The organism is Mucilaginibacter sp. PAMB04168 (assembly GCF_039634365.2).
GTDB lineage: Bacteria > Bacteroidota > Bacteroidia > Sphingobacteriales > Sphingobacteriaceae > Mucilaginibacter.
The window spans coordinates 86838-108397 of record NZ_CP155079.2; the positions used below are offsets into that span (position 1 = coordinate 86838).

The 21560-nt window shown below is 44.9% G+C and carries 21 protein-coding genes; 8 read left to right on the plus strand and 13 right to left on the minus strand.

Annotation, left to right across the window (positions count from 1 at the left end):
- Position 1: 1 nt before the first annotated feature.
- From ABDD94_RS00395 to ABDD94_RS00410, 4 genes are read left to right on the plus strand one after another with little or no spacing between them, the layout of a single operon-like run.
- Positions 2-3124, plus strand: coding sequence for an efflux RND transporter permease subunit (locus tag ABDD94_RS00395; protein WP_345954202.1), 3123 nt, complete (start codon positions 2-4; stop codon positions 3122-3124).
- A 37-nt stretch (positions 3125-3161) separates the two neighbouring features.
- Complete coding sequence (locus tag ABDD94_RS00400) at positions 3162-4466, plus strand: TolC family protein (protein WP_345949777.1); 1305 nt, start codon at positions 3162-3164, stop codon at positions 4464-4466.
- A 51-nt stretch (positions 4467-4517) separates the two neighbouring features.
- Complete coding sequence (locus ABDD94_RS00405) at positions 4518-4901, plus strand: response regulator (RefSeq protein ID WP_345949776.1); 384 nt, start codon at positions 4518-4520, stop codon at positions 4899-4901.
- Complete coding sequence (locus ABDD94_RS00410) at positions 4898-5758, plus strand: N-acetylglucosamine kinase (protein WP_345954203.1); 861 nt, start codon at positions 4898-4900, stop codon at positions 5756-5758. The genes ABDD94_RS00405 and ABDD94_RS00410 overlap by 4 nt, the downstream gene beginning before the upstream one ends.
- A gap of 48 nt (positions 5759-5806) precedes the next feature.
- Here the strand turns inward: ABDD94_RS00410 and polA are convergent, their stop codons facing one another.
- From polA to ABDD94_RS00475, 13 genes are all read right to left on the minus strand, one after another.
- The gene (gene polA / locus ABDD94_RS00415; protein ID WP_345954204.1) at positions 5807-8620 is read right to left on the minus strand and encodes a DNA polymerase I; all 2814 of its coding nucleotides are present in this window, start codon (positions 8618-8620) and stop codon (positions 5807-5809) included.
- Positions 8621-8776: 156 nt separating this feature from the next.
- Positions 8777-9352, minus strand: coding sequence for a DNA-3-methyladenine glycosylase I (locus ABDD94_RS00420; protein ID WP_345954205.1), 576 nt, complete (start codon positions 9350-9352; stop codon positions 8777-8779).
- Between the two features lie 98 nt (positions 9353-9450).
- Positions 9451-10188 carry an SDR family oxidoreductase gene (locus ABDD94_RS00425; RefSeq protein WP_345954206.1) on the minus strand — a complete coding sequence of 246 codons (738 nt, stop codon included), beginning with the start codon at positions 10186-10188 and terminating at the stop codon, positions 9451-9453.
- Positions 10189-10254: 66 nt separating this feature from the next.
- On the minus strand, positions 10255-11148 hold the full coding sequence (locus tag ABDD94_RS00430) for a helix-turn-helix transcriptional regulator (protein WP_345954207.1): 894 nt from the start codon (positions 11146-11148) through the stop codon (positions 10255-10257).
- Positions 11149-11161: 13 nt separating this feature from the next.
- Positions 11162-11509, minus strand: coding sequence for a carboxymuconolactone decarboxylase family protein (locus ABDD94_RS00435; RefSeq protein ID WP_345954208.1), 348 nt, complete (start codon positions 11507-11509; stop codon positions 11162-11164).
- 61 nt (positions 11510-11570) lie between these two features.
- On the minus strand, positions 11571-11900 hold the full coding sequence (locus ABDD94_RS00440) for an MGMT family protein (RefSeq protein ID WP_345954209.1): 330 nt from the start codon (positions 11898-11900) through the stop codon (positions 11571-11573).
- Positions 11901-11903: 3 nt separating this feature from the next.
- Positions 11904-12554 (minus strand): tRNA (guanosine(46)-N7)-methyltransferase TrmB, encoded by a 651-nt coding sequence (gene trmB / locus ABDD94_RS00445; RefSeq protein ID WP_345954210.1) that lies wholly within the window; start codon positions 12552-12554, stop codon positions 11904-11906.
- Positions 12555-12736: 182 nt separating this feature from the next.
- Entirely contained in the window at positions 12737-13180 is a 444-nt protein-coding gene (locus ABDD94_RS00450) for a hypothetical protein (protein WP_345954211.1), read from the minus strand.
- A 2-nt stretch (positions 13181-13182) separates the two neighbouring features.
- Complete coding sequence (locus ABDD94_RS00455; RefSeq protein ID WP_345954212.1) at positions 13183-13533, minus strand: phage holin family protein; 351 nt, start codon at positions 13531-13533, stop codon at positions 13183-13185.
- 45 nt (positions 13534-13578) lie between these two features.
- Positions 13579-13920, minus strand: coding sequence for a YtxH domain-containing protein (locus ABDD94_RS00460; protein WP_345949765.1), 342 nt, complete (start codon positions 13918-13920; stop codon positions 13579-13581).
- An 83-nt stretch (positions 13921-14003) separates the two neighbouring features.
- Positions 14004-15047, minus strand: coding sequence for an AI-2E family transporter (locus ABDD94_RS00465; protein WP_345949764.1), 1044 nt, complete (start codon positions 15045-15047; stop codon positions 14004-14006).
- Positions 15048-15132: 85 nt separating this feature from the next.
- Entirely contained in the window at positions 15133-15342 is a 210-nt protein-coding gene (locus ABDD94_RS00470; RefSeq protein WP_345954213.1) for a hypothetical protein, read from the minus strand.
- A gap of 4 nt (positions 15343-15346) precedes the next feature.
- Positions 15347-16777: a sigma-54 dependent transcriptional regulator gene (locus ABDD94_RS00475; RefSeq protein WP_345954214.1), complete on the minus strand. Its 1431-nt coding sequence runs from the start codon at positions 16775-16777 to the stop codon at positions 15347-15349.
- A gap of 237 nt (positions 16778-17014) precedes the next feature.
- Between ABDD94_RS00475 and ABDD94_RS00480 the strand changes: the two genes are divergently transcribed.
- The 4 genes from ABDD94_RS00480 (at position 17015) to ABDD94_RS00495 (ending at position 21534) form a co-directional block, all read left to right on the plus strand.
- Entirely contained in the window at positions 17015-18682 is a 1668-nt protein-coding gene (locus ABDD94_RS00480) for a glutamine--tRNA ligase/YqeY domain fusion protein (protein ID WP_345954215.1), read from the plus strand.
- Positions 18683-18919: 237 nt separating this feature from the next.
- Positions 18920-19816: a hypothetical protein gene (locus tag ABDD94_RS00485; RefSeq protein WP_345954216.1), complete on the plus strand. Its 897-nt coding sequence runs from the start codon at positions 18920-18922 to the stop codon at positions 19814-19816.
- A gap of 23 nt (positions 19817-19839) precedes the next feature.
- The gene (locus tag ABDD94_RS00490; protein WP_345954217.1) at positions 19840-20535 is read left to right on the plus strand and encodes a hypothetical protein; all 696 of its coding nucleotides are present in this window, start codon (positions 19840-19842) and stop codon (positions 20533-20535) included.
- A 45-nt stretch (positions 20536-20580) separates the two neighbouring features.
- Positions 20581-21534, plus strand: a complete 954-nt coding sequence (locus ABDD94_RS00495) for a gliding motility-associated C-terminal domain-containing protein (RefSeq protein WP_345954218.1) — start codon at positions 20581-20583, stop codon at positions 21532-21534.
- The last annotated feature ends 26 nt before the right edge of the window (positions 21535-21560 follow it).

Consider the following 21560-nt stretch of genomic DNA (forward strand, 5'->3'; position numbering starts at 1 on the left):
AATGAGTTTATCCTCAGTAAGTATAAAACGGCCGGTACTGGCCACGGTAATGTCGGTCATTATTGTGGTGTTTGGGGTCATAGGCTATAAGTTTTTAGGTATACGCGATTTCCCGTCCGTAGATCCTCCCATTGTTAGTGTAAGTACCAGCTACTCGGGTGCTAATGCTGATGTTATTGAGTCGCAGATTACCGAGCCGCTCGAAAAGGCCATTAATGGCGTACAGGGCATCCGTAATATTTCATCAACCAGTTCGGTTGGTTCAAGTAACATTACGGTAGAGTTTAACCTCGATGCCGACCTTGAAACAGCAGCGAACGACGTGCGTGATAAGGTATCGCAGGCACAGCGCCAGCTACCGCAAGATATTAATGCCCCGCCGGTAGTGAGCAAGGCCGATGCCAATGCCGATAACATTATTACCCTTACCGTAAGCAGTAACACCCGTAACATTACGCAGATAAATGATTATGCTGAGAACGTATTACAGGAAGCTCTGCAAACCATACCAGGGGTAAGCGCCATCAACCTGCAGGGGCAGCGCCAGTATGCTATGCGCTTGTGGATTGATCCTAACAAGCTATCGGCCTTAAGCCTTACCGCTTCAGACATCAGTGCCGCACTGGCTCAGGAAAACGTGGAACTGCCTGCGGGTAAAATTGAGGGTAACAATACCGAGGTAACCGTACGCGCCCTGGGTAAACTGGTAACCGAGCAAGATTTTAATAACCTCATTATCCGGTCGGATAGTAACCGTGTTATTCGCCTGAGCGATGTGGGTTATGCCGTTTTAGGTTCGGCCAATGAGCAAACTGCTTTTAAGGAATCGGGCGTACCACAGGTGGGTTTGGCTGTTATACCGCAGCCTGGCGCTAATTACGTACAAATAGCCAAAGACTTTTACAAACGCCTGGAGCAGGTAAAAAAAGATTTGCCGCCCGATATTCAGGTACAGGTGGCGCTGGATAATACCCGTTTCATTAATCAATCGATAGAGGAGGTGGAAGAAACGCTGATTATTTCTTTCGTACTGGTGGTAATCATCATTTACCTTTTCTTCCGCGACTGGCTCATTGCTTTCCGTCCGCTGATAGATATTCCGGTATCATTGATCGGGGCATTTTTTATCATGTATGTATGTGGCTTCTCTATCAATATTCTTACCCTGCTGGGCATTGTACTGGCAACAGGATTAGTGGTGGATGACGGTATCGTTGTGACAGAAAATATCTACAAGAAAATAGAGGAGGGCATGCCAATACGCAAGGCTGCTTTTGAGGGTTCGGCCGAGATATTTTTTGCGGTAATATCTACATCGGTAACGTTAGCTGCAGTGTTTTTACCCATTGTGTTTTTGCAAGGATTTACCGGAAGGCTGTTTCGCGAGTTTGCGGTTGTAGTGGCAGGCGCGGTATTAATATCAGCCTTTGTTTCACTGTCCTTAACACCAATGCTGAACGTAAAACTGGTGCGCAAAAACCACAAAAAGTCGGCTTTTTATGAAAAAACTGAGCCGTTTTTTGTGCGTATGAACACAGCCTACACCGAAACGCTGATTACGTTCATGAAACGTAAATGGGTATCGGTAGTGATACTGGTTGTTTCTATTGTGCTGGTTGGCGTGCTGGTAAAAGTAATCCCTTCAGAACTTGCCCCGTTGGATGACCGCAGCTTATTGCGTTACACCGCAACGGCATCAGAAGGTGCTACCTACGAGTACATGACCAAGTACATGGACAAGGTATCTCAACTGGTGGAAGATTCTATTCCGGAAGCAAAAATTAATATCGAGATCGTATCGCCGGGCTTTGGTGGGGCGGGCTCAACCAACTCCGGCTTTGGCCGTATAGGCTTGGTTGCACCTGATGAACGTACCCGAACACAGGCCCAGATTGCTGACTGGCTCAACGCCAAGCTCAAACGTATGCCCGATGCACGGGCCCTGGTTGTGCAGGAGCAAACCATAAGCGGTGGTGGTAGCGGAGCGCGTACATCACTACCGGTACAGTTCGTAATTCAGAATCAGGATTTTGAAAAAATACGTAAGGTACTGCCCGAGTTCTTCTCTGAGGTGAGCAAAAGCCCGGTATTCTCCAGCTCCGATGTGAACTTGAAATTTACCAAGCCCGAGTTGCGCATAACTACTGACCGCGACCGTGCACGGGATTTGGGTGTATCGGTAGCGGCTATTTCGCAAACCTTGCAGCTTTATTATAGTGCCGGCCGTTTAGATTATTTTTTAATGAGCGGTAAGCAATACCAGGTGATTGCACAGGTTGATCGCGCCAACCGCGATCAACCGCTTGACCTGAAATCGGTTTATGTGCGTAGTGATAAGGGCACCCTGGTGCAGCTTGACAACGTGGTTAAGGTTGAAGAAAGTGCGGCTCCACCGGCCATTTATCACTTTAACCGTTATAAGTCGGCCACGGTGCAGGCAGGCTTAGCCCCCGGCTATACTATTGGCGATGGCATTGATGAAATGCAGCGCATATCAAATAAAATGCTCGATCCAAGCTTTAGTACCGCCCTGAGCGGCCCCTCACGTGACTATGCCGAAAGCTCGTCTAATATCCTTTTCGCATTTGGCTTTGCGCTGTTATTGATATATCTGGTACTCGCCGCACAATTTGAGAGTTTTATGGACCCGGTAATTGTGATGCTTACCGTACCGTTGGCTATTGCCGGTGCCTTTGTATCGCTTTGGCTGTTTAACCAAACGCTCAACATTTTTAGTGAGATTGGTATGATTACCTTAGTAGGGTTGGTAACCAAAAATGGTATTTTGATTGTGGAGTTTGCCAACCAGCGTATGGAGCAGGGTCTGGCCAAATATGAGGCTGTTGTTGAAGCGGCTACCGCTCGTTTGCGCCCCATCCTCATGACCAGCTTGGCCGTGGTGTTGGGTGCGGTGCCTATTGCATTTGCGTTAGGAGCAGGTGCAAAAAGCCGTGTATCATTAGGTATTGTAATTATGGGCGGTATGATGTTCTCGCTCATACTCACGCTTTATGTAATACCTATGATGTATGTATTGCTGGCTTCCAAAACCCGGCATAACCCCGACGAAGAAATTGAGGAAGAAGAACCTAAAAAAGAACCTTTATTAATTGAAAACCTGTAAGCAACAAATGAGTATAAGGAAAGTAATATACCTTGTTATGGGATGCTTTATAGGAATCAACACTGTAAATGCACAAGATAACAAGGTGCCCAATGCACCCGTTTTAACGTTACGTGAGGCGGTTGAAATTGCGCTTCAAAACAATTATGACATACGGCTGTCCAGAAACACATCAACTATAGCCAGTAACAATGTTACCTTAGGTAATGCAGGCATATTGCCAAGTGTTTCGGGTAACTATACGGCAAGCAATAGTATACAAAGTACCACCCAAACCCGGTCCGACAGTACGGTTAACCAAATAACCAGGGCTAACAACACCGGCAGCAACTATGGTGTAAGCCTTAACTGGACCATTTTTGACGGCTTTAACATGTTTGCCACTTATGATGCCTTAAAAGAGCGCAACAAATTAGGGCAGATCCGTTTGCAGGATACCATCCAGCGCACGGTGGCCGGCCTTGTGAACACTTACTTTGACCTCATTAATCAGCAAAAGCAAATTGAGGCTTTACAAAGTGTAATTGCTATATCGCGTACACAGCTTCGCTATGCTAACGATCGGTTCCAGGTAGGCCGTGTTGCCCGGCTGGATGTATACAACGCTCAGGTGGCTTTAAATACCGATACAGCAGCCCTTATAGCACAGCAGCAAACGTTTAAGGCCAGTAAGATAGAATTGAACCGCATTATGTCTCGCGATCCTCAAACTGAGTTTAACGTGGCCGACACGATTGTGGTAGATGATAAACTGATTTTGGCTAACATCATCAATCAGGCACAAACTCAAAACCCGGCTATCCTTTCGGCAAACATAAGCCAGCGGTTGTCGGAGCTTACATTAAAACAGGTACGGTCTACCCGCTACCCGCAGGTATCAGTTAATACAGGCTATGTGTGGAGCAATAGTACTAACCCGGCTGGCTTTGCCCGTGTGCAGCGGTCTAACGGCTTAAACTATGGTTTGGCAGCTACTATTAACATATTCGACGGCTTTAACCAATGGCGGCGCGAGCGCAATGCTAAATTACAGATAGATAATTCGAAACTTAATGCCGAGCAAACACGTATAGAGGTCGAAGCGCAGATTTCCAACTTGTTCAGCAGCTACCTTTCGGGTCTGCAACTGATCAAAATTGGTCAATCGAGTGTTGAGTTGGCGCGTAAAAGCCTCGACATTTCTCTGGAGAAATACAGACTGGGTACCATTACCCCTTTAGAGATACGCGAAGCACAGCGCAACTACCTGGATGCACAGGCTGTGTTTTATAATGCCCAGTATCAATCTAAAGTAGCCGAAACTACGTTAAAGCAAATAACAGGCAGTATAAACATCCAGTAAATTGTTTACGGTTGTTTTTTTTATAAGGTTAAAAGCCTAAATTTGAACGTAATGTATAGTGGCTTTAAAACATGTTTGCTCATTGACGATAATTACATAGATAATTTCGTTACCCGCAGAATACTGGAATCCAGTCATTTTGCTGAAACTATTATTGTACAGCAATCGGCCACTGATGCAATCACTGCTATAAGGGAAGGCTCTTTAAAGCCCGATGTAATATTTCTGGATTTGCGCATGCCTTTAATGAACGGGTTTGAGTTTTTGCAGGAGTATGATAAGCTGAAGGAGCAGGATAAAACTGCCGCTAAAATTTTCATGCTTTCTTCCTCACTTGACCCTGTTGACGTTAAGCGTTCTGATCAAAATAAATACATTACACAGTTTATACACAAACCTCTTACCCAAAAAATTCTGGACGGACTGACTGCATGATATTAGTTGCCGATAGCGGATCTTCTAAAACCGATTGGGTGCTGGCGTCAGATAAACAAAAGCCGGTTAAGTTTAGTACAGGAGGGTTAAATCCTTATTTTTTATCTGAAAAGGAAATCATTAAAATCATTCAGGATGAAGCCCCTGTGATGGTGAACCATTTTCCTTTAATTGAAGAAATTTACTTCTTTGGCGCCGGCTGTTCCAGCCCCGACAGGCGCGAAATGGTTTCTAATGCCCTTTCACAGATTTTCCCCCGGGCGTTTATCAGTGTTGATAGCGATTTGCTGGGATCGGCATATGCCACCTGTGGCCACCGCAAAGGGATAGTTTGCGTGTTGGGTACCGGTTCAAATATCTCTTTTTTTGATGGCGAAGATATAACAGTGGGCAAACACGGTTTGGGTTATATACTGGGTGATGAAGGTTCGGGTACTTGGTTTGGCAAGGCGCTGGTAACACATTACATGTATGGTAATATGCCAGCCGATGTGTACAGCCGTTTTAAAAACACATTTAACCTTACCAAAGACGATGTGATTAACAATGTATACTTGAAACGTGGTGCTAACTCTTACCTGGCTTCGTTTGCACGTTTTTTAACCGATATTAAACACACCGATTACGGCCGGCAGCTTATACGCCAGGGCATGTTAGAGTTTATTGAAACCAACGTTAAATCATACACCGAATACCACCAGTATACCTGCCATTTTGTGGGATCTATTGCCTACTTTTTTGGCGATGAGCTAAAAGAGTTGTGCGCCGAAAATGGAGTATCGGTAGGCAAAGTTATCAGGCACCCTATTGATGACCTGCTCGCGTTTATTTTAGAGCGTAATCAAACGCAAGCCTAGTAACAAAAACGCCTGCTTATAGCAGGCGTTTTTGTTTAAACTATAATCTTAATGCGCTTCGAGCCAGTTGGAGCCGGTTCCCATTTCTACCATGATGGGCACCTCGGTTTTGATGGCACTTTTCATGTGATGAGCAATAATGGGTTTAACGGTTTCTAATTCGTGTTTGGGTACATCAAACACCAACTCATCATGCACCTGCATGGTCATGCGGGTATCCAGTTTTTTGGCTTTAAACTCCCGGTGGATGTTGATCATGGCTATCTTAATCATATCGGCAGCCGAGCCCTGTATAGGGGCATTAATGGCGTTTCGCTCGGCAAAGCCGCGTACGGTTGCATTGGCCGAGTTTATATCGCGCAGGTAACGGCGGCGACCCATCAGCGTTTTCACATAGCCGTTTTCGCGGGCAAAGTTCATGGTATCGCTCATGTAGTTTTTGATGCCGGCATACTGCACAAAGTACTGCTCAATAATATCATTAGCCTCTTTACGCGGAATACCCAAGCTTTGTGATAAGCCAAATGACGACTGCCCGTATATGATACCAAAGTTTACGGCCTTGGCATTACGGCGCTGATCGCTTGTTACTTCTTCCAGCGGTACGCCGTATACATTGGCCGCCGTAGCGGTGTGAATGTCCAGGTTCTTGGCAAAGGCATCCAACATATTAGGGTCCTGGCTTATTTCAGCAATAATGCGTAGCTCAATCTGAGAGTAATCTGCCGATAGCAGGATGTGGTTTTCATCCCTCGGTATAAAAGCCTTCCGCACCTCGCGGCCACGCTCGGTACGTATCGGGATATTTTGCAGGTTAGGGTTTTGCGAGCTTAAACGTCCTGTTGCGGCCACGGCCTGGTTATAATTCGTGTGTATGCGGCCGGTTTTTGGATTCACCATAAGTGGCAGTGCATCCACATAGGTAGATTTTAATTTCAGCAGCTGGCGGAAATCCAATATATCGCGCACAATATCACTTTTGCTGGCCAGCGCCAGCAGCACATCCTCACCGGTTTGGTATTGGCCGGTTTTGGTCTTCTTGGCCTTAGGATCCAGCATGAGTTTTTCGAACAACACCTCTCCCAGTTGTTTTGGAGATGAAATATTGAACTTTACGCCTGCCTTCTCATAAACGGTTTGTTCAAGCCGGTTTATGTCTGTTTCCAGTTCTTTTGATATATCTTTAAGAGTGTTTTCATCTATGCGCACACCTTCAAATTCCACATCGGCCAGTACGTAGATGAGCGGGTGCTCAATTTTGTTAACTAAATCTTCGGCTTCAACGGCCTGTAATTTAGGCTCAAATACCGCCTTAAGCTGCAAAGTTACATCGGCATCTTCACCTGCGTAATCCTTTACTTTCTCCACCGGTACATCGCGCATGGTTAGCTGGTTCTTGCCTTTGGGGCCAATCAACTCGGTGATGGATACCGGCGTGTAACCCAGGTAATTTTCAGAGAGGATATCCATGTTGTGGCGGGTATCCGGATCCAGAATATAGTGGGCCATCATGGTATCAAACAGCTGACCTTTTACTTCAATGTCATACCACTTCAACACCAGTATATCATACTTTACGTTCTGGCCTACTTTTCCAATAGCTTCGTTCTCGAGCACTGGTTTAAACTCGTGGGCGATAGCCTTAGCTTCCTCGTATGTTGCCGGTACCGGTATATACCAGGCCTCGCCAGGTTTAATGGCAAATGATAAGCCAACCAACTCGCAATTATTTGCATCAATACCGGTGGTTTCGGTATCAAAGGTAATTTCGGTTTGCTGTAACAACAGGGCAAGCAGCTCGGCGCGTTGTTCGGCGGTTTCTACCAGGTGATAATCGTGTGGTACGTTGTTAATATTTTTGGCAGGCAATTGTACTTCAGGCTCGGCTATATCGGTCACATCAACGGCTAGGGTACGTACGGTACCTGCCACTGGGTTTCCAAACAAATCCTGCTGGCCATTAGGTGATGCTTTGTATTCGGTAATGCTGAAATCGTCGCTAAATACGCGGCGGCCCAGCGTACGGAATTCCAATTCGGCAAAAAGCGGCTCCAGCAATTCGCGACTCGGACCACATAGTTCCAATCCGGCTTCATCCAGTTCAACCGGCGCATCCAGTATAATGGTTGCCAGCTTTTTAGACATGATACCTTGCTCCGCGAAGTTTTCAACGTTTTCGCGCAACTTGCCTTTTAATTCGTGGCTATTTTTAATGATGTTTTCAACCGAACCATATTGCTTTATTAATGATTTAGCGGTTTTTTCGCCTATACCCGGTATTCCTGGAATGTTATCAACGGCATCTCCCCATAAGCCTAAAATATCAATTACCTGGCAAACATCCTCAACCTCCCACTTCTCTTTTACCTCTTTAACCCCCAATATTTCCATATCGTTACCCATGCGGGCCGGTTTGTAAATAAAGATGTTGGGTGACACCAGCTGGGCAAAATCTTTATCGGGCGTCATGCAATAAACCTGGTATCCGCGCTGCTCGGCCTTTTTGGCCAGCGTGCCAATAATGTCATCGGCCTCAAAACCATCAGAGGTAATAACAGGGATATTAAAGCCCAGAATCAACTTTATAACGTAAGGCATCGCCATAGAGAGATCCTCCGGCATGGCCTGGCGGTGTGCTTTATAATCGGTAAAATCGGTATGCCGTTCAGTAGGGGCATCGGTATCAAACACTACGGCCATGTGTGTAGGTTTCTCCTTGCGTATCACATCTAACAGGGTATTGGTAAAGCCCATTACGGCCGACGTATTTAAGCCCCCCGACGTAAAGCGCGGGTTTTTGCTCAATGCAAAATGTGCCCGGTACATCAGGGCCATGCCGTCTAACAAGAATAATTTCTTCATTGATCAGAATTTACAGGATTAAGAATTATCAGAATATGGCAACTATAAATCCTTTAGCACAAAAATAGAATTTAAGCTTAAAGCTGTTATGTAAATACAACATACTTTACTGAATTCTGAAAATTATAAAATTAAGTGAATTTAGATTTAAAACACTTACTTAAACGCGCACCCCACCACATGATCATTAACCATGCCGGTAGCCTGCATGTGAGCGTAACAAATAGTGGTGCCAAAAAACTTAAAACCACGCTTTTTCATGTCTTTGCTGATGGCATCAGATATTTCTGTACGGGCCGGAACTGTGCCGGGCTGGTTGTTGATGGGCTTGCCATTAGGCATAAAGCTGTACAGGTATTGATCAAAAGAACCGAACTCTTTTTGGACCGCAATAAAGAGTTGTGCATTGGTAATGGTGGATGCAATTTTTAGACGGTTACGAATGATGCCCTCGTCCTGCATCAGGCGTTCCACATCATCAGCACCCATAGCGGCAACTTTTTGAACATCAAAATTGGCAAAAGCGCGGCGGTAGTTATCACGGCGGCGCAAAATGGTGATCCAGCTTAAACCGGCCTGTGCCGATTCAAGTACCAGAAACTCAAATAATACTTTATCATCATGCACTTCCTTGCCCCACTCTTCATCATGGTATTTCATGTAAAGCGGGTCGGTTCCGCACCAGGAGCAGCGTTTAATGGGTTGGTGTTGATTATTGGATGTTGCGTGCATAAACAGCGTGAAAGGTAGGTTGCAAATTGCTAAAATTTTTATCAAAAACAAAAAAGGCAGCTCTTTTTAGAACTGCCTTATGAATGGATATTTTAAGACTACCAAGGACTTTCGTTGTTAGGTGTCTCGGTATCATGACTGAAGAACTTGCCCGTAGGTCCATCAGCACCAATTGTAGCATATTGGGCCACAAAAGCAGCAGAATCTTCTACCTTTAGCGGGCCTTGGTGGTGGTTAAAGTCGGTTGCGGTGTAACCAGGGTCTATTGCATTTACTCGTATCGTTGTTTCGCGCAGCTCATAAGCCAATACTATAGTGTAGGCGTTCAGCGCTGTTTTAGATGTACCATATGCGGCCGATTTTACCGGATAATACTTCCAGGTGGGGTCGATATGCAGGGTAAGCGAGCCCAAGCCAGAACTTACGTTTACAATAACTGCAGCGTCTGCCTGTTTTAGCAATGGCAAAAAGGTTTGGGTAACTTCAATCACACCAAAAAAGTTGGTATCGTATACTTCACGAATAACGGCCACATCAAGCGATTCGGCGCTTTGCGGCATGCTGCCACTGATGCCTGCATTGTTTATGAGCACATCTAACCTGCCATCTTTTTGGCTGATGTAGTTTTGTGCTGCAGTGATGGATGCTTTATCGGTAACATCTATTTGCACAGCTTCCAGGTTAGTTAAGCCATCGGCTTTAAGCAGCTCAACTGCCTGCTGCCCTTTGCTTAAATCGCGGCTGCCTACGTACACGTAATATCCTTTTTGTGCTAAAATTCTGGCTGTTTCAAAGCCAATGCTTTTGTTAGCTCCTGTTATGAGCACTGTTTTCATGTTTTCCATTGTTTAAAAGCAAAGGTAATGGCCCACTTGCTCATCTCAACAGCACTCTAATCGGAATCAATGGTACATTTCGCGGATGGTGGTGCGATAGCTTACGGGCGTATAGTCGGTAAGGCGTTTAAAGAAGCGGTTAAAGTACGAAGCATCTTCAAAGCCAAGTGCAAAAGCTATTTCTTTAATAGATTGGTTGGTATGAAAAAGCAGGCGTTTGGCTTCTACAATGAGGCGCTCATGAATGTGCACAATGGCCGGTTTGCCGCTCTGTTCTTTCACCACCTCACTTAAATGCCCGGCCGAAATATTCATGATATCGGCATAGGCCGTAACTTCATGTAACTGAGTGTACCATTCATCTATCTTAGAAAGGTAGCTTTTAAGAAGCACCCTATTGGGCTGGGGTGCAACAGCGCTTATTTGCTGCTGGTATAGCCGGCTTAAATAAATAAGTAATACCTTGGTATAGGCCAGTAACATGTTATGCTGCCAGTTGTTTTTTGCCTCGTACTCCGCCTGTATTTTTTCAAGCAGGTCTTCAACAAAAATAAGATCAGCATCACTTAATACCAATTCATGTCCGTTATCAGGGTTCTGAATAATAGGCAAATTCTTGAGCGAGCCGCTTTCATCAAGTGCTAAAAATTCGTCGGTAAAGCTAATACTTATACTGGTTAGCTCGCTGATGTCTTCCTTTAAAAGCACCTGGCGCGGAACAGTAAAATAAAAGGAATTGGGCTTTAATACATAAGGTACTGTATCCACCCAACCCCGGCTGCTGCCGCGCTTTACCAAAGCCAAAAAATAATAGTCTTTGCGGTGGGGTATTAAAAAGTCAGACTGCTTGTAGTTAACAACACAATTATATTGTTGAACCCGGAACATAGGATTCCCGGTAGCCTCATCGGGCTCAAAGGGATATTTGGGGATTACCGTTTCCTGGGCGGATGCGTACATGTGCTGAAAGGGCTTAAGCTTGCTCGTTCAATTCATCCCAGTACTCTACCGCACGGCGGTAATGCGGGATGACTATAGAGCCACCCACCAGGTTGGCAATCATAAAGATCTCGTTCATTTCGGCATGGTTTACCCCAGCCTCATGGCATTTGCCCAGGTGGTACTTAATGCAATCGTCGCAGCGCAGTACCATGCTGGCTACCAGGCCAAGCATTTCTTTGGTTTTTACATCAAGGGCACCATCGGCATAAGTGGTGGTATCCAATGCAAAAAAGCGTTTAATATTGGTATTGGCCGATTCCATGATCCTATCGTTCATTTTGGTACGATAGTCGTTAAAATCATCTACTAGTTTGCCCATGGTTTTAATGAGTGAATAATGAGTTTTGAATACGTAAATTTTGGGAACGAATTAATATTTGTTAATAATTCAGCTCTTTGGCCGGATCCCAAAACACGTTTTTATAATCTTGTACTTTGTTACCAATAACCGTTACGCCCTCGGCGGCTAACAACTCCTTGCGGTGCTCAATACCCGAGGTGCCGCCGGTGAGCAGGCCCTGGCTGTTTACTACCCGCTGAAATGGAACGGGAGGCTCAACGCCGCCAACCTCGCCCATGGCATGCCCTACCTTACGCGACCAGTTGCCCACGCCTAAAAATTTAGCGATAGCGCCGTATGATGTTACACGGCCAACCGGTATCTGGCGTACAACTTCAAACACGTGTTCGTAAAAGAGGGCGTCGGTCATTATTTATTCAAACGAAAATTTAAGGTAATTAATGTTCTTATTGTCCTGTAAATATTTCTTTTCGTAGTAAGTTTTAATGTTCAGCACTTCATTGGCGTATGGAGAGTGATACAGGTCTTCAGTTTTAACATGCAATTTCAAACCCAACTGTTCAATCTTTTCGGCCGTGTAAGCGTGCAGGTCATCATTGTCGGTTTTTAAATTAATGAAACCGCCCGGTTTAAGCACGTGCTTGTATTTTTCTAAAAAGCGGGGGAAGGTGAGGCGCTTCTTTTCCCGGCTGTCTTGCGGCTGCGGATCAGGAAAGGTAATCCAAATCTCGTCTACCTCGTGTTCGCCAAAATAATCCATTAAAGTTTCTATCTGGATGCGTAAAAAACCTACGTTGGCTATACCTTCCTCAACGGCGGTTTTAGCGCCGCGCCATATGCGGTTGCCTTTGTAGTCGATACCAATAAAATTTTTATCCGGAAACAGTTGTGCCAGGTTAACCGTGTATTCGCCTTTGCCGCAGGCAAGTTCGAGTACAACCGGGTTGCTGTTCTTAAAAAACGTATTGGCCCACTGGCCTTTATACGGTATACCGGCTTGTAACTCAACTACGTTGCTGAAGGTGGCTATTTCAGCAAAGCGCCTTAATTTATCTTTTCCCACTTTTAAAATTAAAGCTGCAAAAATAGTTAAATGAGCATCAAGCGCCAAGTATCAAAAGAGGAACCCTACAAGGAGCTGATGTAAATTAACATAAGCGCCTGATACGCCCGAAATAAAAAAGGTGACGTATCCCTACGTCACCTTCATCTGCCGGATTGATCGGCAGCACTTTAACAGATTTTTTATACAGGCCTTACTAAGGGCTCTTTTACAGTAGCAGCCTTAACCGCAGTTTTAGGCTTTTTGCCGAACAGCGATTTAACACGGCCCCAAACCGAGGTAACAGAATCTTCGCTGATATAGGTGGATGCCTTTTGTGACAATAGTCCAACCACCGTTTTTACAATAAAGCCCGAACGTTTAAACAAAGTTTTGTTAAGCGCAATGGGTAATACAAAGCGGGATATTAAGCTTACAATATCAGGCGAGAAAAGCGAACCGATACCGCCTCCACCAGCACCTGCTTCGCCCTCTGGCGATTTAGGGAAGATAGATTTGATGGATTGGAAAATAGCCGATGGACTGCTAAAGCGATGCTTTAAAACCATCTCCTGCTCCTGCTTCAGCTTTTCCAGCCGTATGATCTCTGACTGCAGGTCGAGTACGTTTTTAACGGGTATATCCATGGTTACTTAAATATTTTGCTGATAAGCAAGTTAACAATCGGCTTCTCGATAGTTGATTTAGCAGCTATCGCAATAATCGCAATCAGCAAATAAAACAAGGTTACAATGCCAAAACCTTTCCATGCTGCACCCAACACATCGCCTAACAGCAGCGCTATGGTAAAGGTGAAGAACATGAAAGTCATGATTGCGCTGAAAGCAACAACTACAACGGTAACTAAACTGGCTGCTACAGATGTGCTCTTCTCAATCGTTTTATACTTGGCCAGTTTAAAGCGGGTTTCCGCGTATTCCTTTAACTGGTCCAGTACGTTTGGTTGTTGCGGTTGTTCAGCTTCTTTTGTCTCTTCCATCTAACTGGGTATTAATGCAAGCAGCTTACGCCACTAAATGGTTATTTATGCGTGTTCTAAATCGTCCTGATATTCAGGCTCCTCACCGCTTATCTTGGTTTTAATGTTGTCAACCACTTTGGTTTTTAAGCTTGCCAGGCGGTCAATCTCGGCAGCAGCAGTCTCTTTAATACTATCGCTTAAGTTGCTTAATGATTCTGATAGTTTATCGCGGGTTTCGGTACCTTTGCTTGGGGCAAACAAAATACCTATTGCAGCACCTGCAGCTAAACCGGCCAATAAGGCCAAGGCTACTTTGGCGCCATCGCCCATCCCTTCATCTTTTTTAAATTTGCTGGTTAGGCTTGGTATTTTTTTGATCAGGTTTGAAACGTCTTGTGTGCTCATGGTGATTAAAATTTATGTTGTTGTAATCAGTTATAGTAATTAACGGCTAAGCTAAGGGTTTGTTTAGCGGCTTTAAAATTTTGTTACTCATCGGGTGCTGTGCGTACCCGTTCCAGCCTGTCGGCAGCCAGCCGGTTGGTTTGGTAAATTTCTGTCATCAGTATAAAATATGACAGTAATACCGGGCCAAATACCAAGCCCAAGATACCAAATAACGGCAAGCCTATAAACACGCCTATTATAGAAATAATGGGATGCGTATTGGCAATACGTTTGTTAATTACCATGCGCAACACATGGTCGAGGTTGCCGATAAACAAAAGGCCGTATATCATAATACCGATACCGGCCCAGTTGCGGCCCAGCAGTATGAGGTAAATACCGGCGGGTATAGATAGCGTTGGTGCGCCCACTACGGGCAGGAAGGATATAAAAGTGGCAATAACGCCCCAAAAAACAGCGTCGGGTATGCCTACTATCCAAAAGCCGTTGGCCAGTAGTACGCCCTGCACCAGCGATATGATACCCTGGCCAAGCACGTTAGAATACGTTGCGTTACGCAGGGCCACAGCAAACTTTAATGCATGTTGCTCGCTAAAAGGGGCATACCGGAGTAAGCCGGCCTCAAACTCGCGCAGTTGGGCAAACATAAAGTACAGGATGAAGTAGAGCACCAGCAGCGTTAAAATAATGTTGGCTGCACTACCAAGCAATGAGGGGAAAAGATCGGCCGCGTAGCCGCCTAGCTTTTGTAAGGTTTCTTCGGCAAAGCGGGGCTGGTTAAAATGCTCGGCCGTAAACATGTCAATTTTATCAACCCATGAGTCAATGGGCAGCGTGCTGGTTTTAAAGCTGATGATTTTTTCTATCACCATAAAACTCAGCAAAAGGAATGGAATTACAATGACAATGAGCGAGAGGACGATAATGAGCAATGCTGAAATAGCTGCATTCCACCTGCGCTTTTCGGTTAAATAAAGAAACAGTGGCCTGAACATCACATACAGCACAATGGCGCCCAATATGGCGCTAAAAATTTCGCTCAGTGCATACAACAAAAAGCAGCCCAGCACAATAATGCTTACCAGTATAATGTTATTACGTTGCTGATGGCTAAATACGGACATGGCTGATTGCGGACAATTAATAAACAAAAAAGCGCCAAAATGTTCGGCGCTTTATCAATGATATTTTAGCTATAGGCTAAGGCACCTAATCTATAGTATTTAGCAGGTTGTTAATCTGGGTACAGCTCGTAGCAATCGTATCCATGTAAAAAATGCAGTCGGTTGATGGGTTTTCAACCTCATAGCGCAACTGCTCAATGGCCAGGTGTATGTTAGATAGCTGATTTTTAACATCGTGCTTTAGCATATGCAGGGCCTGTTCATGGGCGGATTGATTTTCTTCGGGCAATCCCATAAAATTATCTGCCTAAGTTTATCGCCTTCATTTTGTTGTAAAGCGTTTTGCGGTCAATCTTTAAAATTTCGGCCGCCTTGGTTTTATTGAAGTTTACCTCGCGCAGTACTTTTAAAATAGTATCGTACTCGGCCTCCAGGGCTGCATTTTTTAGATCGTGCCGGGTTTCTCTTACTACTGTAGCCGTGTTGCCGTCCAGTGAACTTTCGGTTGCTGGCGCTTTGCTGTAGGCCAGCATTTCGAGCGGAAGGGCTTTCATCTGTATCTCATCGCCCTCGGTAAGCAGGGTGGCACGGCGCACCACGTTTTTTAATTCGCGTATGTTACCCTGCCAGCGGTAGTTCATAAAACACTCTACTACCTCCATCGAAAAATCAGATACGCTGCGGCCCAACTCCTGATTGGCACTTTTTAAGAAATGTGAAGCCAGTTGCATGACATCATTACCACGCTCACGCAGTGGCGGCATGTATATGCTAAACTCGTTAAAGCGGTGATACAAGTCTTCGCGAAAGCGCCCTTTTTGAATGGCATCCTGCAAATTCTCGTTAGTAGCTACAATAATGCGCACATCCAGGTCAATCTCTTTGGTTGAGCCTATACGCTTTACTTTACGCTCCTGCACGGTACGCAATAAGGCAGCCTGTATATCATAAGACAGATTGCCTACCTCATCTAAAAACAAGGTGCCGCCGTTGGCCATTTCAAAATGGCCTATTTTGGTGTAGAGTGCGCCTGTAAATGAACCTTTCTCGTGACCGAAGAATTCGCTCTGTGCCAGTTCTTTGGTTAATGAGCCACAGTCCATTGCAATAAAAGGCTGGTCGCGGCGGGGGCTGTTAAGGTGAATGCTTTTAGCTACCGACTCTTTGCCGGTACCACTTTCGCCCATAATAATTACGCTGTAATTGGTAGGGGCAACCAACTCAATCTGGCGCGATAGTTCTTTAGACGGCCGGCTGTTACCACTCACAAACTCGTTCGAGAATACCTGTTTACGGGTCTCCTTAGTGCCTGTTTTGCTGCTGCTGGCGGCAGGAGATGTTTCCTGTTCAGCTGCCTCAAGCAAGGCGTGGTGCGTTTCAATGGCTTTATTAATCGTGGTTAAGATTTCGTCTGGGTAAAGCGGCTTGGTGATATAATCATAAGCTCCCATCTTAATCAGTTCAACAGCCATCTTAATATCCGAATAGCCGGTTATAATAATTACACCGGTTTTGGGATATTGCGTTTTTATAGTTTTCAGTATTTCGCGGCCGTCGGTATCTTCCAGGCGGTAATCGCAAAGAACCAGGTTAAAATCGTTGCTTTTGAGTTGCTCCAACCCGTTGCCACCGCTAGAGGCCGTAGTGACCTCAAACCCGTTTCTGGTCAAAAATTTCGACAGCAACAGCGCGGTATTCACTTCATCATCTATGATGAGTATTTTATTCATATCTGCAGATTACTCTTAGGGTTTGCTATTTTTAGCAGGTAGCTATTGTTACAAAAATGGTAAATTTTGTAACATAATAGTAATGTAAGCCCATTTATTTTAGGGGCTTAAACAATAAAATCATTACCCGCAATACCCTTTTTACGTACAATTTTTACGTTTTGTTGTCCAAACATATCATATGTTAACCGCTCAAAAGTGCTATTTTTTGCTACTTTTGTTTTGATAGTACTGCATATGAGCGAAGAAAGAGCGTTAAATTTTATAGAAGAAATAGTAGAAGACGATTTATCATCAGGCAAGCATAACGGCCGGGTGCATACGCGTTTTCCGCCCGAACCTAATGGTTACCTGCATATTGGGCATGCTAAATCCATATGCCTTAATTTTGGGCTGGCACAACGCTACAATGGTAAAACCAACTTGCGTTTTGATGATACCAACCCGGTTACTGAAGATACAGAGTATGTTGAAAGCATTAAAGAGGACGTACGCTGGCTGGGTTTTGAATGGGCCAACGAGTTGTACGCATCCGATTACTTTGACATATTATATGCTTTTGCCCTTAACCTGATTAAGCAGGGTATGGCATATGTTGATGATAGCACACCTGAGGAAATAGCTGCACAAAAAGGCACACCAACCGAGCCGGGTATAGCTAATGACTACCGAAACCGCAGCATTGAAGAAAACGTGCAGCTGTTTGAGGAAATGAAAGCCGGCAAATACCCCGACGGCGCTAAAGTACTGCGTGCTAAAATTGATATGGCATCGCCCAACATGCACATGCGCGATCCTATCATGTACCGTATTAAGCATGCACACCACCACCGTACCGGCAATAAATGGTGCATTTACCCTATGTATGATTTTGCCCATGGGCAAAGTGACGCTATTGAGGAAATTACACATTCCATTTGTACGTTGGAATTTATACCACACCGCCCGTTGTATGAGTGGTTTATAGATAAGCTGGAAATATTTCCGTCGCGGCAATATGAAATGGCCCGATTAAACCTTACGTATACCGTAATGAGCAAGCGTAAGCTGCTGCAATTGGTGAATGAAGGCCATGTGGAGGATTGGGATGACCCGCGTATGCCAACCATTAGCGGTTTGCGCCGCCGTGGTTATACGCCGGCCTCTGTTCGTGAGTTTTGTGAGCGCATTGGTGTAGCCAAACGCGAGAACCTGATTGACGTAGGCTTGCTGGAATTTTGTATACGCGAAGACCTGAATAAAACCGCCTGGCGTCGTATGGCTGTGCTCGATCCGATTAAACTGATCGTGACCAACTACCCAGAAGGGCAAACCGAAATATTGCACGGCGAGAACAACCCCGAAGCCGAAGGTGGCGAAGGTGGCCGTGATATTCCGTTTAGCCGCGAAATTTATATAGAGCGCGAAGACTTTATGGAAGTTCCGCCTAAGAAATTTTTCCGTTTGGGCGTTGGCCTTATGGTACGCTTAAAGCATGCCTATATTGTTAAATGCGAAGATTTTGTAAAGGATGCCGATGGTAATATTACTGAGGTGCACTGTACTTACATTCCTGAATCCAAATCAGGCCAGGATACCAGCGGCATCAATGTAAAGGGTACTATTCATTGGGTGAGCGTACCTGATGCTAAAACTGCCGAGGTAAGACTGTACGACCGCCTGTTCAAATCTGAAAATCCTTCGGCCGAAGAAGGTGATTTTAAAGATGATTTGAACCCTAACAGCCTGCAGGTGATAACTGCCTTTGTTGAGCCTGATCTGGCTACTGCTTTGCCTGGCAAAGGTTACCAGTTTATTCGCAAAGGTTACTTTACGCTCGATAGGCTTTCAACCGATAGCAAGCTGGTGTTTAACCGCACCGTAACATTGAAGGACGCCTGGGCCAAGGAAGTAAAGAAAGGATAACTCAATTATAAAGATTTAAGCCGCCTCCAAAGGGCGGCTTTTTTTGTGGTTTATTTTTCGGGATGGCTTTTAAAAGAGCGCTTGTATAAAATATCGACATCTTTTTAGCTTTCTTAACTACAAGCTTATTTTTAACATATTATATAATAGCACATTGGAGCAACCTATAAGATAGTTTTTCGTAAAAGCGCTTACCTAATTCTTATTGCCTAGCGAATTAAACTATAGAGTGCTGATATGTGGGGCTATTATATTAAACGGATACCTATTATAAATTTTGCCTTTTTTGCTTTAGCCGGTTTACTGGTTACAGTAAACACCCGTGCGCTTTATAATTTCAAGAAAAGCAACACAAGTACTGCACTTTCTACATTTCAATTTCCTGCCTGCGGTACTGTTACTAATTTATCGGCCTGTAGCTCAAGTATGCAGCTGAACGCCGAGCCCAACCAACCTAATTATAGTTGGAGTACAGGCGCTACAACACCTTCTATTACCGTAACCGCTTCTGGAAGTTATTGGTGGGAAACTACAGACTTAACCAATAACAAAGTAACCAACGGCGACTTTACTAACGATAATACCGGCTTTACCAGTGATTATATTTACCAGGCCCCGGGCACTTCTACCGGTGGTGCTGGCGCCCTTACTGCCGAGGGCCGTTATTCCGTTGTTGCCAGCCCTAAAACAGTTCATAACAATTTTGCAGACTTTCCGGACCACACAGCCAACACAACCGGAGCCCGCAATATGATGGTAGTTAATGGTGCACCAACTGCTGGAAAAACAATATGGCGTCAGTCTATCACCGTACAGCCTAATACCGATTATATTTTTTCGGTTTGGTTTACCTCTGCCAATTCAGCCAATCCGGGGCAACTGAGCTTTTCTATCAATAACACATCGCTGGGAAATCCCATTCTGCTTACAGCCGGTTTGCCCGACTGGAAAAATTTTACGGTGAGGTGGAGTTCGGGTAACAGCACAAGCGCTGTAATTGGTATTGTAAACCAAAACACCATAGCTTACGGTAATGACTTTGCCCTGGATGATATCACTTTCTCCCCGGTGTGCCGTAATACGTTTAACGTTAACCTGTATTCTAACCCGCCAAAGCCCTCTATTTCACTATAAGCACAAATAGCCTTAATAATTATATGAAAAATAAATCTACGCTAATCAAAACTGTAATCATCGTCTTGTTTTCGGCATTGTCGTTCAGTGCGGCCGCCCAAACGCCGTTTTCAGGTCCGAGCGATGCCACTACGGCGCCACCCACCACGGCAACTGCCGTAGCCCAGGTACTGTGCTCGGGCAGCCAAATACTGCTTAAAGGTCCGGCAGATGCTACAGGTACTATTAAATATCAATGGTACAAAACAGATAATGCAGGTGTTAAAAAGCTGGTTAAAGAAGGTATTAATAAAGACAATGCCTACTCAGAAACATCAACAGGTGATGGTTACTACACTTACCAATTGGTTATGGTAAACTCTAACAACTGTATTTCCGACCCGTCTGATCCATTCAACTTGTATGTATTGCCGGCATTGAATCCAGTTGTTGATGGTAACGGTTCTGTCTGCGAGAAGGCGCAAACCAATTCTGCATTATCGATAACCGGATTGGATAGCCGCTTTACCTATACTTACCAGTGGACCAGAGAGGGTACTGACATAGCCACCAACGCTACCAGCGCTACTTACACAGTTACTGAACAAACAGCCGGAACATATAAGTATGCCGTTAAAGTGGCTTACACTTTAAATGCCTCGTGTACTAAAACAGCTGCCGATAAGCCAATTACGGTTATCCCAGTTCCAACTAAACCAACTATTCAAATTGGTAACTAATACGGCCGGATGGCTAATGGCGGTAGGTAATTAAGGCTATTGTAATTGCAAAAGTTTAATACATATAGGTTAGGCCTGTTACTGCTTTTAGTAGTAACAGGCTTTGCCCTGCTTCCGGGTAAGGCCTGGGGGCAGCAAGTATTAACAATTGCACCCGGCAAATCTGTTACCATGAGTATACCTGCCAGTGCAGCAGCGGCGGCCTACCAGTGGTATAAAAACGGAAAAATAATATCGGGCGCTACAAACCGGACTTATGTGATCAGCGAGCCTGGAGTGTACACGGTTCGTGCTTTTAATATAGAGTCGTGTCCATCACCTTTGTCAGATGAAATGGTAGTTAGGCTGGCCGCCATACAGGTAGATCTGGCTGTTACCAAGCAGTCAGAAACACGGCAGGTACGTACCGGTGAGCCGTTTGAGTATTTGCTTAGGGTGGTAAATAAAGGCCCGGCACCAGCAACCAGTGTACAACTCAAAGATGCTTTGCCTGAAGGGCTTGAATATGTAAGTATAAAAAGCGTTTCGGTTGGTAATCCACGGTTTGATGCCGCTACACGGGTGCTTACCTGGGAGATTGGCGATGTTGACCTGAACGGTTATGCCGAACTGAAGTTGCTGGTTAAAGCAGTACAAAATGGGACCATCGTTAACTCGGTTATGGTAAACTCGGCTGAGGCCGATCTGAATCTGGCCAATAATAGTGCATCAGATACCAAGCAGATAATGGGACTGAGTATTCCTAATGTGTTTACCCCCAACGGTGATGGTAAGAACGATGTTTTTGAGATTCCGGGTCTGGACGGCTTTGCCGAAAATGAAATTACCATAGTGAACCGCTGGGGTAATAGTGTGTATGAGAAAAGGAATTACCATAACGAATGGACCGGCGAGGGTTTGAATGAAGGTACTTACTTCTACATATTCAGAGTGAAGACTAATAAGGATGTATGGGAGGCATATAAGGGTTACGTTACCCTGCTGCGAACTAAGCAATAAGCGTAATATAAAATTTTAGCTGAAGC

Coding starts and splice junctions, on each gene's coding strand:
- ABDD94_RS00395 (WP_345954202.1), top strand. CDS start 2: ATGAGTTTATCCTCAGTAAGTATAAAACGGCCGGTACTGGCCACGGTA.
- ABDD94_RS00400 (WP_345949777.1), top strand. CDS start 3,162: ATGGGATGCTTTATAGGAATCAACACTGTAAATGCACAAGATAACAAG.
- ABDD94_RS00405 (WP_345949776.1), top strand. CDS start 4,518: ATGTATAGTGGCTTTAAAACATGTTTGCTCATTGACGATAATTACATA.
- ABDD94_RS00410 (WP_345954203.1), top strand. CDS start 4,898: ATGATATTAGTTGCCGATAGCGGATCTTCTAAAACCGATTGGGTGCTG.
- polA (WP_345954204.1), bottom strand. CDS start 8,620: ATGAAGAAATTATTCTTGTTAGACGGCATGGCCCTGATGTACCGGGCA.
- ABDD94_RS00420 (WP_345954205.1), bottom strand. CDS start 9,352: ATGCACGCAACATCCAATAATCAACACCAACCCATTAAACGCTGCTCC.
- ABDD94_RS00425 (WP_345954206.1), bottom strand. CDS start 10,188: ATGAAAACAGTGCTCATAACAGGAGCTAACAAAAGCATTGGCTTTGAA.
- ABDD94_RS00430 (WP_345954207.1), bottom strand. CDS start 11,148: ATGTACGCATCCGCCCAGGAAACGGTAATCCCCAAATATCCCTTTGAG.
- ABDD94_RS00435 (WP_345954208.1), bottom strand. CDS start 11,509: ATGGGCAAACTAGTAGATGATTTTAACGACTATCGTACCAAAATGAAC.
- ABDD94_RS00440 (WP_345954209.1), bottom strand. CDS start 11,900: ATGACCGACGCCCTCTTTTACGAACACGTGTTTGAAGTTGTACGCCAG.
- ABDD94_RS00450 (WP_345954211.1), bottom strand. CDS start 13,180: ATGGATATACCCGTTAAAAACGTACTCGACCTGCAGTCAGAGATCATA.
- ABDD94_RS00455 (WP_345954212.1), bottom strand. CDS start 13,533: ATGGAAGAGACAAAAGAAGCTGAACAACCGCAACAACCAAACGTACTG.
- ABDD94_RS00460 (WP_345949765.1), bottom strand. CDS start 13,920: ATGAGCACACAAGACGTTTCAAACCTGATCAAAAAAATACCAAGCCTA.
- ABDD94_RS00465 (WP_345949764.1), bottom strand. CDS start 15,047: ATGTCCGTATTTAGCCATCAGCAACGTAATAACATTATACTGGTAAGC.
- ABDD94_RS00470 (WP_345954213.1), bottom strand. CDS start 15,342: ATGGGATTGCCCGAAGAAAATCAATCCGCCCATGAACAGGCCCTGCAT.
- ABDD94_RS00475 (WP_345954214.1), bottom strand. CDS start 16,777: ATGAATAAAATACTCATCATAGATGATGAAGTGAATACCGCGCTGTTG.
- ABDD94_RS00480 (WP_345954215.1), top strand. CDS start 17,015: ATGAGCGAAGAAAGAGCGTTAAATTTTATAGAAGAAATAGTAGAAGAC.
- ABDD94_RS00485 (WP_345954216.1), top strand. CDS start 18,920: ATGTGGGGCTATTATATTAAACGGATACCTATTATAAATTTTGCCTTT.
- ABDD94_RS00490 (WP_345954217.1), top strand. CDS start 19,840: ATGAAAAATAAATCTACGCTAATCAAAACTGTAATCATCGTCTTGTTT.